Here is a 15,109-nt window from a genome sequence, read left to right as displayed (position 1 = left end):
GTTTTTAATTAGTCTTCTTTGTTAGTTAAGTCCTGCTCGATCTCGTGTAAGAAAACACGGTCAATTGCCTCTTCTACGGTTGGCAGGATGTTTAAAACAGACTCAAGTTTAGAAATCGTGATCAGCTTCATCACGTGGTCCTGTAATCCTGTCAGGATAAGTAAGCCATTTGATGAGTTGCAAAGACGGTTTGCGATCAGGATAGAGCTTAATCCTGAAGAGTCTGTGTATTTTACGTTATTTAAGTCAAGAATCAGATTGGTGATCCCCTCGGCATTCAACTTCACGAACTCTGATTTTAAATCGGGTGCGATGGAAGTGTCTAGTTTCTTCTCATCTATCGTGATGGTTGTGTAGTTTTCTTTCTTATCAATCGTGTACTTCATAGATCTACCTATAAGGATTTAAAAGCAAATGTACCAAATCTACTTTAAAAATTGTAATCTTTGGTGTTAAAAATGTTTTCCGTCAACTGCTCTTTTATTCTTTCCAGAGCGTTACTATAGTCTTGTTTTACAAAGGGTTTGCCTGTAAATACCTCGTATAGCTCAATGTAACGCTCAGAAATCCCATGCACTACATTGTCTGTCATTTCGGGTATTTGCTGGCCTTCTTTCCCCTGAAAACCATTCTCAATTAACCACTGGCGCACAAACTCTTTCGATAGCTGGCGCTGTGGTTCCAGTCTGGCCTGCCTCTCGGCGTAGCCTTCGCTGTAAAAGTAACGAGAAGAGTCTGGTGTATGTATTTCATCGATCAAATAAACCTGACCGTTATACTTACCAAACTCATACTTTGTATCCACCAAAATAAGGCCCTGCTGCGCTGCCAGTTCTGTACCGCGCGCAAAAAGTGCCTGCGTATAGCGCTCTAATTTAGTGTAATCTTCCTCAGAAACAATGCCTTTGGCTAAAATTTCTTCTCTTGATATGTCCTCATCATGGCCAGCGTCGGCTTTGGTGGTGGGAGTGATAATAGGCTGTGGAAGCTTGTCGTTTTCGCGAAGGCCCTCGGGCAGTGCTACACCGCATACGCTCCTTTTGCCTGCTTTGTACTCGCGCCATGCATGCCCTGCCAGATAACCACGAATAACCATTTCTACTTTAAAAGGCTGGCAATTATAGCCGATAGTTATGTTAGGGTCTGGTGAGACAATTACCCAGTTCGGAACAATATCTTCGGTTGCTTTAAGGTTTAGGCTGGCTATTTGGTTAAGCACCTGGCCTTTGTATGGGATGGCACGCGGCAGTACTACATCAAAGGCAGAAATGCGGTCTGTAGCAACAACTGCGATCTTATCATCGAAATAATATACGTCACGTACTTTGCCCCTGTAAAATCCGGTTTGGCCGGCAAATGAGAAATCAGTTTCTTTAATAGCCTCCATTAGATGTGTTGTGTAGTAGTCGGGCAAAGTTAATTATATTTTATAGGGCAAGAAAAAAATTGTGACAACAGCTTTTATCAAGAGTGATGGGTGCTAAAATATAGTTCATTTTTTATATTGGAGTATACTTAGAGATATGTATTAAGTTTTACACTAAAGCACCTATAAGTTGTATTTTTAGTTGAAAATTAGTTTTGTTTAATATAGTACAGGTTCAGTTTCTATAGGTTATAATATTCTCTATCATGCCTTCAAAGATGATAAAGTGAAAAGGCAGCACAGCGTACCAGTACATGCGGCCCAACAAGCCGTCAGGGCGGTAGGCTGCTAACTGCTCCAGGTAATTGCCGTCTGGCTCTTCGCTTATTTTAAACTGTAGCCAAGCTTCTCCAGGTAGTTTCATCTCGGCATATAGTAGCAGGCGTTTCTGTTCTTTATCGGCAACGAGTACACGCCAAAAATCAATGGTGTCGCCTGCTTTCAACTCAGTTTGGCTGCGCCTGCCGCGCCTCAGTCCTACGCCACCTACCATTTTATCTATTAGCCCGCGTATTCGCCACAAAAAGTCTGTTTTATACCAACCTCGCTCGCCACCAATCTGCCATATATTCTGCAATACTTCTTCTATAGGCCTCTCAAACTTTCGACGCTGTTTGTCTGTGAGCACGCCAAATTCCGGTACCTGTACAAAGTCCATATAGTTTAGGTACATGTTTCCACTTACCAATGCATCTTTCCAACTCGATACTACCATGTTCTGCTCAATTTTAGTAAAGGCTAGGCCAATTGCTTCTTCATAAGGCAGGCACTGGTGCGGCAGTATGTTTTCTATACTATGATCTTTAACCACTACATCGTTTCGCAGGCTATCTACTAAACTTTTGGCAAGGCTAAAGCTGGTGCTGGTTACAAAGTATAGCCAGTAAGAAGACAGGCGAGGAGTAAGCACCGGCACCGAGATCAGGTAACGCTTCAGGCCGCGCAGCCTGGCAAAACGCAGGATCATTTCTTTGTAAGTAAGTACATCGGGTCCTCCGATTTCAAAGCTTTTACCATAGCATCTTTCATTGCCTAGCACCTGTGTCAGGTAAAACATTACATCACGTATGGCAATAGGCTGGCACCTGGAGTTTAGCCATTTCGGAGTAATCATTACGGGTAGTTTTTCTACCAGATCTCGGAGAATCTCGAAGGAGGCGCTGCCAGAGCCTATTATAATTGCAGCCCGCAATACCGTAAGTTTAGCTTTTGCCTGAGCCAGTATAGTTTCGACGTGCAGACGGGAAGAAAGGTGCCTGGATAAGTTGCTGACGTTGGCAATACCACTTAAGTATACCAGTTGCCGGGCAGTTGTAATGTTTAAATAAGTAACAAAGTTTTGGGCAGATGTAGCTTCAAGATCTGAGAAATCGTGGCCCGAACCACCCATCGAGTGCACTAAATAATAAGCTGCATCAATATCAGTCGGTAAATTTTTTAGAGAGTTCTGATGGAGCAAGTCGCCTTTTACAACTTGTACTTTTTCTTTGAGCGTGGCTGGTAAGTCAAAACGCCTGGGATCGCGCACCATGCAAATTACATCGTGCTCCTGCGCTACTAAAAGCGGTAGCAGGCGCTTGCCTATATAGCCATTGGCTCCGGTTAGAAGAATTCTCATAGTGGTAGGTAGTGGCGCAATTTAGTTAATTTAACGCTACTTTTTATACTCTGAACAACTAGGAGGGCTGCTTGTTTAAAAGTATAACAGGTGCCGCAAAAGTATAAATTTCAGGTATTTTATGAAGTGGCGCTTAATGTGCAATCAGTTGCAACGTATAAAGTATAAATTTTTTGCTGTTTATACTTTTACCGGATAGCAGCAGCAGGAAAAAACTGAAAATAAATTTTGGCTATTTAGAAAAAGCTGCCGTATACTTGCATCATCAAGTCAATTATCCCTTACCCGGAAATTGATTTATAAAGAAGCGTGGAGAGACAGGCTCTGTGAAGCGCTAGCAACCTAACCAGGGAGGAGAAGGTGCTAATTCCTGATTCCGGAAAACAGCCGGATGCATATAAATTGATAAGGTTTATGAACAAGGGAATCCATCACACAGCACAATTTTTAGCGTTACCACAGCCTGCTTTTTTGCTGGTTATATTAACTGCATGTATCTCTTATCTGCAGTATACTTTTACTATGCGTAATCCCATGCGCATGATGGCTTGCTGTTGTTGCTAGCCTAAACCTCTCTTAATATTCTTGTTGGCTTTGCTGCAGATCTGTGTCTGCTTTGCGCTGCATTGTATACCTGCAGTTATGCCAGCCTCTATACTTTTCAATTTTTCATCCAGAAACTTTAACTCAACTCTATCATGTCAACAAAACCATTGCACTTCGAAACATTGCAGCTGCATGCCGGCCAGGAAATAGACCCAACTACTCAGTCGCGTGCTGTCCCTATCTACCAAACAACTTCTTACACTTTTAAAAACGCAGAGCACGGTGCCAACCTGTTTGCCCTGAAAGAGTTTGGCAACATTTACACCCGCATCATGAACCCAACCACCGATGTCTTTGAGAAGCGCGTAGCTGCTTTAGAGGGTGGTGTGGCTGCGGTTGCGGTAGCATCGGGGCAGGCGGCCCAGTTTATTGCCTTAAACAACATCCTGCAGGCCGGCGACAATTTTGTAGCTACCAGCTACTTGTATGGTGGTACCTATAATCAATTCAAGGTGTCGTTCAGGCGCCTGGGTATTGATGCACGATTTGCGGAGAACGAAGAAGTGGCGAGCTACGAAAAGCTAATAGACCAAAACACAAAAGCGATTTATGTAGAAACCATAGGTAACCCGCGCTTTAACATTCCCGATTTTGAGGCCATTGCCGCACTTGCCAGCAAGTATGATATTCCGCTGATCGTAGACAATACATTTGGCGCAGGAGGATACCTGTTCAGACCATTGGAGCATGGAGCAAACATAGTGGTAGAGTCGGCTACAAAATGGATTGGCGGACACGGCACCAGCATAGGCGGCGTGATTGTAGACGGTGGGAACTTTAACTGGGGCAATGGTAAGTTCCCACAGTTTTCGGAACCGGCAGAAGGTTACCACGGCCTTAATTTTTGGGAAGTTTTCGGAGCAGATGGTCCGTTTGGTAACATTGCCTTTGCCATTCGTGCCAGGGTAGAAGGCTTGCGCGATTTCGGTCCGGCACTTAGCCCATTTAACTCGTTCCTGTTGCTGCAAGGGCTGGAAACACTATCGCTGCGCGTGGACAGAACGGTGCAGAATGCACTGGAACTAGCGAAGTGGCTGGAGCAGCACGAGCTGGTAGAAAGCGTGAATTATCCGGGGCTGGAGAGCAGCAAGTACCATACATTAGCGAAGAAATACCTGAAACGCGGCTTTGGTGGTGTGCTGTCCTTTAAATTGAAGGGTGACAAAAAGCAAGCTGAAAAATTTGTGGATGGCCTGCAATTGGTAAGTCATTTGGCTAACGTAGGCGATGCCAAAACGCTGATAATCCATCCGGCCTCTACTACACACCAACAGCTTAGCGATACAGAGCAGTTACGAGCAGGGGTAGAGCCAACCTTGCTGCGTGTATCGGCAGGTATCGAACACATCGAAGACATCAAAGCAGATTTTGAACAGGCTTTTGCGCAAATAAGCATAGCGGAGCCCGAACCAGTTTTAAACTAAGTAACACATGCCAGAGCACCACACATATCATTACCAAAAGCAATTCAGGCTGGAATCGGGGGCAACGCTTCCCGGTTTCCAGTTGGCTTACACTACCTATGGCCAGTTAAACAGCCAGCAAAACAACGTAGTATGGGTGTGCCACGCCCTTACCGGCAGCTCCGACTTCACCGACTGGTGGGGCGAGTTGTTTGGTCCCGGCAAAGTATACGACCCTACCGATTGGTTTATAGTTTGTGCCAATACGCTGGGTGGGTGCTATGGATCTACTGGTCCGCTTTCTGTAAACCCCAAGACCCTAAAGCCATACTTCCACGATTTTCCGCAGCTAACCAATCGCGATATTGTAACGGCTTTTGACTTACTTCGTCAGGAGCTGGGGTTGGAGCAGGTGCATACGTTGCTGGGAGGATCGTTGGGTGGACAGCAGGCATTGGAGTGGGCTTTATTGCAGCCAGATATTTTTAAAAGATTAATACATGTTGCCTCTAATGCGCGCCACTCGCCGTGGGGGATTGCCTTTAACGAAAGCCAGCGCATGGCCATCCGCCAGGATCCAAGCTGGTCAAGTTATAGTGAAACAGCAGGCCAGGAAGGGTTGAAAACGGCACGGGCCATCGCCATGCTTTCGTACAGGCATTATACTACTTACGAGCAAACACAGCAGGAGCCCGGCAACAGTATCACCGACAATTTCAGGGCGGCAACTTACCAGGTGTACCAGGGCGAGAAGCTGGCCAATCGCTTTAACGCCTATACTTACTGGCAGCTCTCCAAAGCCATGGACTCGCACAATATTGGCCGCGACAGGGGAGGTGTGGAGAAAGCGCTGCAGCGATTAAAAGCCAAAGCTTTGTTTGTTGGGGTGGATACCGATATACTTTTCCCGGTGCAGGAACAGCAATGGCTGCACGAGCAGGTGCCGGGTTCTTCTTTTCACCTTATCAGATCCAACTATGGGCACGATGGCTTCCTGGTGGAGTGTGACCAGCTGTCACAGGCCATCACCCTTTTTTATGAAAACGATTCTGTTCCAACTTTAAACTATGAAAATCATGCCTACTAACAAGATTGGTATACTTGGCTTTGGCTGCGTGGGGCAGGGCCTATACGATGTGCTGCAGGACAACCAGCAACTGGAGGTTGCCAGAATCTGCGTGCGCGATAAAAATAAAGAACGCAAATTACCGGCTTCAGCTTTTACCTTCGATGCACAGGAGTTGCTGCAGGATGAGTCGCTGGTTATACTTACGGAGCTGATCAGTAACCCGGAAGAGGCGCTTGTACTGATCCGGCAGGCGCTGGAAGCCGGCAAAACGGTAGTATCAGCAAACAAAAAAGCAGTAGCCGAAAACCTGCCAGAGCTAATTGCCCTGCAGCAAAAGTATGGCAGCAGGTTGTTGTACGAAGCAGCCGTATGCGGAAGTATTCCCATACTTAGAACCCTGGAAGCTTACTACGCAGATGAACCGATGCAGGAGGTAAGCGGTATCCTGAACGGATCATCGAACTATATACTTACCAAGCTCGACACAGAGGGCTGCAGTTACGAGGAGGCACTACGGCAGGCGCAGGAACTTGGCTTTGCTGAAGCCGACCCAACGCTTGATGTAGCCGGACATGACGCCCTGCATAAGATATGCATAATTGCTGCCCATGCTTTTGGTGTATTGGTGGATGTGAAAGAGGTGCTGCGCTTTGGTATTGCTGGTATTACAGCAGAAGATATTGATTTGGCACATAAGTTAGGTGCACGCATAAAGCTGGTGGCCTCGGCAAAGTATAACGTAGTGCAGCAACTAGAGGTGCAGGTGCTGCCAACTTTTGTGTGGCCGGACAATGAGCTATACTATGTGCAGCATGAGTTTAATGGAGTTGTGCTTGAGGCAAAGTATGCCGGTAGCCAGTTTTTGAAGGGCAGAGGAGCAGGCAGCCATCCAACAGGCTCGGCAGTTTGGGCAGATGTTACTGCCGCACTTAAAGGGTATAAGTATACTTATCCAAAGCTGAAGCCTGTAAAAACGCAGTTGGCTGATGATACGATACAAATCTACCTCAGGCTAGATGGGGAAAAGTGTATTCCGAACCTCAGGTGGCAGGAGGTAGTCTCGTTTGGTGTAAGCCTGAACAAAGTACAGTTGGTTGGAAAGATTAAAAGAAGCGAATTAATGCAGCACCAGGCATACCTGGAGGGCTGCGACGGTTTTGTAGCTACTTTGCCCAGCGGTGTATCTTTGAATGCTTTTGTGCAGAAAGCCATTCAGCATGAGCAGGTTACAGCCTGAGCAGAGTTGCACTTATCTTAGTAAAACGCTAGTAATGGTAATTTTAGTATTAAAAGATATACTTATGTTAATAAAATGGATTAAATTAAGAAGGAAGGGCTGTAGAAGTTAAAAAATGATAGTATAAATTGTAGCTGTTCATTAAATCTTCACGTACATCTAAGTAAATAGTGACCTTTAATTTGTACGGCAATGAAGATAAAATTTATACCCCTCCTGTTATATACTTTAACACTTCTCTTAATCGCAGCCTCCTGTAGGCAAGAAGATGGTTCTCCTGTAAGAAACGTACGTTTTGACCCCAAGCTTTTAAATCCTGTGAAGGGTGGGGCATGTGCATCCTATAGCTACTTTTACGAGAACGGTAGAGCCGACCTTGGGTCTGTTTACACTAAGCAAATGATTATTTCTTTTGCTGAAGGAAGTTCTTATGAGGAGCAGAAAAGTATAGCAGCAAAGTATGTCTTCATTAAAAATATGGGCAACCAAACAAGTACAAACTCTGCCATGCTTTATACAGTGGAATTAGTAAGTGGCTTAAACTGTAAACAAACAGAACAGGCTATAAACATATTAGCTAACGACCCGATGGTAGCGTATGCGGCGCCATACTTTATTCAAGGCAAAAATCTATTAGGGTTAAGCAACGAGGCAATGGTTACAGTGCGAGCAGGAGGCGAAGCTACGCTGCAACGCATGCTGCAGGATTACAAGGCAAATCTGGTTGCTAGTTTAGGTAATGAAGTGTATGTGGTAAGGGTAGATAAAAACTCAAATGGTAATGCGCTGGAGCTGGCTAATCACTTAAAAGAACAGGATGGCATTGCCCATGCTGAGCCTGACTTTGTAGTGTCGGTGGCGCCTGCACACCCAGGTCTAAATCGTGGCCTTAACGGAGCAAACAGAGCAGCGTTTGTTCGTTAGTTTAAGTCTGTAAAATAAAAAGCCCGCATCTACAAAGGTAGGTGCGGGCTTTTTATTTTACTCATTTGTTATTTCGACCTTCGGGAGAAATCTTAGAACTTCGTGATTGTGCGATACTACAGATTTCTTAGAATGCTAGAAATGGGAGCCTATCGAATTTACAAGTATAAAGCCTTTGCTTTCGTGCGTAAGTTATAGCCAGATGCCATTACCTCCCCGTAAGCACCAGCCGTATGTATGGCAATCAAATCACCGCGACTTGTTTCAGGTAGCATTACGGCTTTCCCAAAGCAATCCGACGACTCGCAGATTGGTCCCACAACGTCGTAACGTACTTCTGCCTTTTCGCTGCTCAGGTTCTCTATTTTGTGGTAAGACTGGTATAGCGCAGGGCGGATTAGCTCTGTCATACCAGCATCCAATATGGCAAAGTTAGTTGTAATGCCATTTTTAATATAGAGCACTCTTGAGATTAGGGTGCCGCACTGTGCCACCATTGCTCGTCCCAACTCGAAGTGTACCTGCTGCCCCGGCCTTACTTCCAGGAACTGGTTAAACAAACCAAAGTATGCCTCAAAGTCAGCGATTGGGTTCTGCTCAGGGTTGTAATAATCCACGCCAAGGCCACCACCTACATTAACATGCTCTAGTGTAATATTACGTGCCTCAAACCATTCCTGAAACTCATTTACACGTGTACACAGGTTCCTGAAAGCAGACAGGTCGGTTATCTGAGAGCCAATATGGAAGTGGATACCAATCAGCTTAATGTTACCTAGCTGCTTTAGCAAGTCCAGTACGCTTTCCAGCTCCCAGGCGTTAATACCAAATTTGTTCTCCTCCAGGCCGGTAGTAATATACTTGTGCGTGTTGGCATTTACATTTGGGTTGATGCGCAGCGCAATGTGAGCTGTTTTGTTTTTAGCAGCAGCCAGTTCGTTTAGTACCTCCAGTTCGTGGCTGCTTTCGCAGTTAAAGCAGAAAATATCCTGATCCAGGGCATAGTTTATTTCCTCGTCAGATTTACCAACACCGGCAAAAACCACATGCTCCGGGGCAAAGCCATTCTCAATAGCTGCCTTTACTTCGTTACCGCTTACACAGTCGGCGCCGAAGCCAAATGCACGCATCTCGTTAAGTATGGGCGTGTTGGCATTAGCTTTTAGGGCATAATGCACATGGTAATTATACTTGTCGGCTTCCTGCTTTGTAGCCTGTAAAGTGTCACGAAGCAGGTCCAGGTTATATACATATAGCGGAGTAGGGTGCTGCTGCAGCTCCTGAAGCTGTTGCTTAAGCCTGCTCTCCGTTGTTTCTCTCAAAGATTCCATCGTTTAGTCTAGTAAGCGCTTCTACTTTGTCGCTTGTGTTAATTAATAAGCTGATGTTGTTTTTGCTACCACCATAAGATATCATGCGCAGCGGAATTGCCTTTAGTGCTTCAAATATCTTAAGTCCGGAGCCACTGCGTTCGGCAATAAAATCACCTACCACGCAAATTATACTTTGGTCTGTGTCAACTTCTACCTGGCCAAACTCTTTCAGTTCTGTTACAATTTTGTTCAGGAACTTAGCGTTATCAATGGTAAGCGACACGGCAACCTCAGAAGTAGTGATCATGTCGATAGGTGTCTTATACCGTTCAAAAACTTCGAACACGCTTCTCAGGAAACCATAAGCCAGCAACATGCGGCCAGATTTGATCTTGATCGCAGTGATATCATCCTTGGCAGCAACAGCCTTTATGCTTCCGCCTTTGCTCTCAGAGGTGATGATAGTGCCTTTCGCCTCTGGCTCCATGGTGTTCAGCAGTTTAACCGGAATATTCTTTTGTTTAGCCGGCAGCACACTGCTTGGGTGCAGGATCTTGGCACCAAAGTATGCCAACTCCGCAGCCTCGTCAAATGAAAGCTCCGCAATCGGGTAAGTGTTCTTCACAATACGCGGGTCGTTATTGTGCATCCCGTCAATATCAGTCCAGATTTGGATCTCAGAAGCATCGGCAGCTGCACCAATCAGAGAGGCAGAGTAGTCGGAGCCACCACGCTTCAGGTTATCAATTTCTCCAAAAGCATTGCGGCAGATGTAGCCTTGTGTAATAAACAGGTTCGTGTCCGGATACTTTGCTAACTCAACTTGCAGGTTTTTGGCGATATACTCAGCATCCGGCTCCTCGTTCTCATCTATCTTCATGAAGTTAAGCGCCGGCAAAAGTACAGACGAAATGCCCTGTTCCTCCAGGTAAAACTGAAATAAAGCAGTAGACAACAACTCTCCCTGCGCCAGTACGGCACGCTCTTCATGTATGGTAAACAGATCCAGCGTAAACGAACGGATAAACTCAAAATGGTTATTGATCAGTTCGTGGGCCTTTTTCTTTATATCTGCGGAGGTGTAGAAATCTTCTACCACCTGTTTATACTTATTAAGAAGCGCATCTATGAGCGCTTTAGCTTCCTGGTTGTTGTTCTGGTACAGCTTTTCAGCTATCTGCACCAATGCATTTGTAGTACCCGACATGGCCGAAAGCACTACAATCTTAGGCTCATCACTTTGGATAAGCGAGGCAACTGCCCTCATTCGCTCAGCAGAGCCAACAGAGGTTCCGCCGAATTTTAAGATTTTCATCTAGGTGTCTAAAAAATAAAAAGTTAGAATGCAAAAATAGTGCAGGGAGTTCAGAATATCAGTAGAAACACTAAATATTTCCTAAAAGAAAATGCCACCTGTATAGGTGGCATTTCTGGTTTAAAGTGGTAGCAGCTTTATTGTGCTTTTATCACTTTAAGCGATTGGTTTAGTCCTAAGCCGGTAACTCTTAAAATGTAAATGCCTTTGCTAAGTTGCTGCAGCGGGAGGGTTATGTCTTGAGATCCTTTATCTAGTACGGTGTTTTTTGTATAGATTATCCGGCCTTTTGCATCATAAAGCTGCAGCGCTACATTGCCTGCCTCTGTCAACATCAAATTAACGTTTAGCTCACTAGTAAACGGATTCGGGTAAGCTTTTATGGATGCTGTAGCTGCATGCTCCACTGTAACATAAGCCACTTTACTGTATTCATACTTACCTCCAAAGTCAACCTGCTTCAGTCGGTAATAGGAGGTTCCTGGGTAGGGGGTAAAATCTATGAAGCTATAGTTGCGTTTAACGCTGCTGTTGCTGCTGCCTTTTACCTCGGCAATCGGTGTGAAGATTTTGCCGTCCTGGCTGCGCTCTACTATAAACTTTTCGTTGTCTTTCTCGGATGCTGTTTGCCAGGTTAGATGGACTTGGTCGTCTTTAAGGGCAGCTCTAAAGTAAGCCAATTCAACCGGAAAGGGGGACAGGTCTCTTCTCCACATAACATTGTGGATGCCAATGCCTTGGTTGCCCTGGGCCTGGTCAGCATTCTGGTAAATAATATCCACGCGATCTACTGCATCGCTAAATGTCACAGTTGTGTTGGCCTCAGGTGAAGACGCTGGAGTGTCGTCTACGTTTGCAACTCCGACAATCTGATTGCCACTGTACTCCTGCTTTGATGTATGTATAACTTTATACTTTGAAAGCGGAACAGGAGTGTCGCCGTTATACGCTTCAAAAGTTAGCATATCCCGGAACTGTCCCTGCTGTGTGTCTACGTCATATAAAGTTAAGGTAAGGTCCTGCACGGGCTTGCTGGTTTCCAGTGTTACTTTAGAAAACCTGTTAGTAGCGTTTGCCCCGGACTGTACAAGAGCAAGCACAGGTGTGTTTTGGTACTGAGTGGACGAAATCGTTCTGCTCGTAACGTTAACTCCGTTGGTTGACGTCATACTCCACTTGGTATAAACGCCATCAACTGTATAGGCTGCAGCATTGTTAACTGAGGCAGTAAATGGATTATCGCCATTTGGAAGGCTGCCCCAATTAATCTTGGAGACTCCTTCTGTCGGTATTCCGATCACCGTAACATCATCTATAGCGTAGTATGATGATTGACTTACCGGAGAATTAGGCACTTCCCACCTAAGGCGCAGGTTCCTGGTTCTGCCTGCTTCGCTTGGCAGTACGATATAGTTGCTGTTATTTACTAATCTCCAGCTGGATGTTGTTGTTGTGTTCCAACCGGTTACTTCTGTCCAGGTACTGTTGTTTACGCTGTAGTATAGTTTAACTCGGTTGCTACTGCTGCTGGTATAGGTTTGCATGTGTGTCCAAATCACCCCAACCACATCATAATCCTGGGTCGATATTGGTTTATCCGTGTAAAGTATCTTATTTGTTAATGCTGCAAGATCGAACGGAGAATAGGCTGTGCGAAGATAATTACCTCCCGATGCCTGAGATGAGTTGCTTTTAGTGCCGCCGTTTGTCGGTTTAAGGTCCCAGTCATCCAGCGAAATAGCCCCTAACAATGTATGGCCGGAAGTAAGGCCGTTTAAATCATCATTGAACTTATATCCATCAAAGTTTTCATGGTATAAGATTACATGTGTTTCAGGATTCCCAGTATAGGAGGCTGTAGTTATAGTTGCTGTTACAGGTACCCTTGCAGATTCACAACCTGCTGTGTTAACAATGCTTACATAATAGGTGGTAGTGGTACTCAAACTTGGGGTTGTGTAATCTGTGCCTGTAGCGCCACTAATGGCCGTGCCTCCAGAGGCAGTGGTGTACCAGCGGTAGCTGCCACTTTCCGGGGCACCATAAGCTCTTAAAGTTACTGAGCCCGCACCTGTACGTGAGGCACCAAAAACTATTGGAGCAGTAGTAGCAGTTACAGCCTTTCTTGGGCTCTCACAGCCACTTGCGTTAACGGCAGCTACATAATAAGTAGTGTTTGTGCTAATTTCGGTTGTAAAGCTGGCTTCGGAGGCAATAGGTATTCCACCCGACGCATTATTATACCATCTGTAACTTCCCGTTGAACCGCTGGCTGTTAATGTAACTATACCTTCTCCGCAACTGTAAGCCCCGTTTGTAGTTGGCATATCGGGAGTAGGGTTAACTGTTACTTGTGTTTCAGAAGTTGTTGTAGAAGTCCAACTACTCCAGCTCCATGAGAATAAATTAAAAGTTCTTCTTTCATAACTTGCTCTGTAAGTATAACCATTATTAGTTGCGGTGGCTAGTACAGAATAAGTCGAATTCGTTTCGCCGCTTATATTGTTCCAGCTTACTCCATTGTTAGTGCTTACCTGCCATTGAATATTTTGTTGTTCTTCTAAAAATCCTGGTGAAGGTACATTTAACGCGACGGATTCACCCTCACAATAGTTATTAGGACCATTAGGTGGAATAATTGTAGCTGTTACGGCAGTTCTTGGGCTTTCGCAACCTTGGGCACTAACAGTTGCAACATAATATATGGTAGTTGAGCTAATACTCGGTGTGGTGTAACTGGCGTTACTAGCTCCGCTTATAGCAGTACCACCCGTAGCTACTGAATACCAGCGGTAGCTACCGCCTGATGGGGCTCCGGCTGCTGTTAAGGTTACAGAACCCGATCCGGTGCGTAAGTTATCATTGGCAATAGGTGCACTTGGAACAGGACTTGCTGTTGCTGTAACAGGGGTTCTGGCACTTGTGCCACAAGAGTTAACAGTAGCCACATAAAATGTAGTAGTTTTTGTTACATTAGTAGTGTAAGTCGCTCCAGTTGCCCCACTTATAGCGTTATTGCCAGAAGAACCAGTATACCACTGATAGGTGCCTGTAGAACCACTGGCTCTTAGTGTCACTGTGCCAGACCCGCATACAAAATCACCGGTTGCAGTAGGAGGCGTATTGGTTTCTATGGTAACCTTAACGGGAGTTCTGTCGCTTTCGCAGCCGCTTGAGTTTCTGGTAACAACGAAGTATGTAGTGGTGGAGGTAACGTTTGGCGAGTACGTCGCACTGGAAGACAATGGCGTGCCCCCTGATGCATTAGCATACCAGCGGTAGCTGCTGCTGGAAGGTGCACCGCTAGCCGTTAATGCTACAGTACCAGAGCCGCAACGAGACTTGTCTTGAGCAGTTGGTGCAGTTGGTTTTGAGTAAACCGTCAGAGTTGAGATTGCAGAAGTTTGAGTTGCCCACCTGTTGCAGTCTCCTCTACCATTTGTTCTTGTACAGTATTCATATCTAGCTCTATAGCGCTTATCGTTATCTCCAGTGCTTGCTGTAAAAGTATAAGTAGTCTCATCTGCCCCGCTTATGTTACTCCAGCCGTTTCCATTATCAACCTGCCATTGAATATTGCGGATTTCTGAAAGTTGTGGAGTGTTGAGCGTCACTGTTTCTCCTGCACATACTGATTGAGATTGACCAAATGCAGAAGCTGAAACTAGAACTGTCGCAAAAATCAGAACTATTGCAGCAGTAAGTTTTATCCCAGTTCTGCCGCCTACTGTATCGTTGATTTGAATGATATTCGATTGATTTACAATAGCGGTTGGCCTAAGCTGTTGGACTGCGTTTTGAAGCATCTTAGCCATTACCTTAGTAAAAGAGGGTAATAAACAAAGAGGGGTAATGTTCAAATATAAAGAGCTAAAGTAAAGCCTTTTAGTTATGCTCTCTGGAGTTAAGGTGAACGCAGGTACAATTAACAGTAGTAAGAAGGAAGCTACTAAAACTATGAACATATCTAATCAAGATTTTAAAGTTAAGAGCAGTTTTCATAGCCTTGATTGACAGTGGAATAGTGTCGCTAAAAAGTTTTGTTTAGCCAAGGTTTTTACAAGAATTACTGGACTAAACTTTGAATATATGAAGCAAATTTAATATTCAATTTTTGAAATAAATAGTAAATGAAAGTCTTAGCTTGATATTGTTCAATATACAGGAGAGCTTAAATGTAAATATTCTAATTTTATTT

The 15,109-nt window shown here is 44.9% G+C and carries 10 protein-coding genes and 1 riboswitch; of the genes, 4 read left to right on the top strand and 6 right to left on the bottom strand.

Features of this window, described 5'->3' with window-relative positions; genetic code table 11:
* Positions 1-8: 8 nt before the first annotated feature.
* From WG943_RS09070 to WG943_RS09060, 3 genes are all read right to left on the bottom strand, one after another.
* Complete coding sequence (locus WG943_RS09070; protein WP_187066453.1) at positions 9-386, bottom strand: STAS domain-containing protein; 378 nt, start codon at positions 384-386, stop codon at positions 9-11.
* 44 nt (positions 387-430) lie between these two features.
* Complete coding sequence (locus WG943_RS09065) at positions 431-1,387, bottom strand: phosphoribosylaminoimidazolesuccinocarboxamide synthase (RefSeq protein ID WP_340408438.1); 957 nt, start codon at positions 1,385-1,387, stop codon at positions 431-433.
* Positions 1,388-1,601: 214 nt separating this feature from the next.
* Positions 1,602-3,044: an SDR family oxidoreductase gene (locus WG943_RS09060; protein WP_340408346.1), complete on the bottom strand. Its 1,443-nt coding sequence runs from the start codon at positions 3,042-3,044 to the stop codon at positions 1,602-1,604.
* A gap of 294 nt (positions 3,045-3,338) precedes the next feature.
* Positions 3,339-3,448: riboswitch (SAM riboswitch) on the top strand.
* A gap of 294 nt (positions 3,449-3,742) precedes the next feature.
* Between WG943_RS09060 and WG943_RS09055 the strand changes: the two genes are divergently transcribed.
* The 4 genes from WG943_RS09055 to WG943_RS09040 all read left to right on the top strand — a co-directional run bounded on the left by WG943_RS09055 (position 3,743) and on the right by WG943_RS09040 (position 8,283).
* Complete coding sequence (locus tag WG943_RS09055; protein ID WP_340408345.1) at positions 3,743-5,074, top strand: O-acetylhomoserine aminocarboxypropyltransferase/cysteine synthase family protein; 1,332 nt, start codon at positions 3,743-3,745, stop codon at positions 5,072-5,074.
* A gap of 7 nt (positions 5,075-5,081) precedes the next feature.
* Positions 5,082-6,140, top strand: coding sequence for a homoserine O-acetyltransferase MetX (gene metX, locus WG943_RS09050; protein WP_340408343.1), 1,059 nt, complete (start codon positions 5,082-5,084; stop codon positions 6,138-6,140).
* Positions 6,121-7,359 carry a homoserine dehydrogenase gene (locus WG943_RS09045; protein WP_340408342.1) on the top strand — a complete coding sequence of 413 codons (1,239 nt, stop codon included), beginning with the start codon at positions 6,121-6,123 and terminating at the stop codon, positions 7,357-7,359. Before metX ends, WG943_RS09045 begins: the two co-directional genes overlap by 20 nt.
* A gap of 192 nt (positions 7,360-7,551) precedes the next feature.
* Positions 7,552-8,283, top strand: coding sequence for a hypothetical protein (locus WG943_RS09040; protein ID WP_340408340.1), 732 nt, complete (start codon positions 7,552-7,554; stop codon positions 8,281-8,283).
* Between the two features lie 158 nt (positions 8,284-8,441).
* Here the strand turns inward: WG943_RS09040 and lysA are convergent, their stop codons facing one another.
* The 3 genes from lysA to WG943_RS09025 all read right to left on the bottom strand — a co-directional run bounded on the left by lysA (position 8,442) and on the right by WG943_RS09025 (position 14,726).
* Positions 8,442-9,614, bottom strand: a complete 1,173-nt coding sequence (lysA, locus tag WG943_RS09035; protein ID WP_340408338.1) for a diaminopimelate decarboxylase — start codon at positions 9,612-9,614, stop codon at positions 8,442-8,444.
* Positions 9,577-10,911, bottom strand: coding sequence for an aspartate kinase (locus WG943_RS09030; protein ID WP_340408337.1), 1,335 nt, complete (start codon positions 10,909-10,911; stop codon positions 9,577-9,579). The genes lysA and WG943_RS09030 overlap by 38 nt, the downstream gene beginning before the upstream one ends.
* Before the next feature lie 137 nt (positions 10,912-11,048).
* Positions 11,049-14,726, bottom strand: coding sequence for an Ig-like domain-containing protein (locus tag WG943_RS09025; RefSeq protein ID WP_340408335.1), 3,678 nt, complete (start codon positions 14,724-14,726; stop codon positions 11,049-11,051).
* Between the last annotated feature and the right edge of the window lie 383 nt (positions 14,727-15,109).

Origin of the sequence: Pontibacter sp. H249 (assembly GCF_037892465.1) — a bacterium.
In the GTDB taxonomy this organism is placed as follows: Bacteria; Bacteroidota; Bacteroidia; order Cytophagales; family Hymenobacteraceae; genus Pontibacter.
Note: the sequence above shows the minus strand (reverse complement) of the source record. Positions and strands in the feature narration are given on the sequence as shown.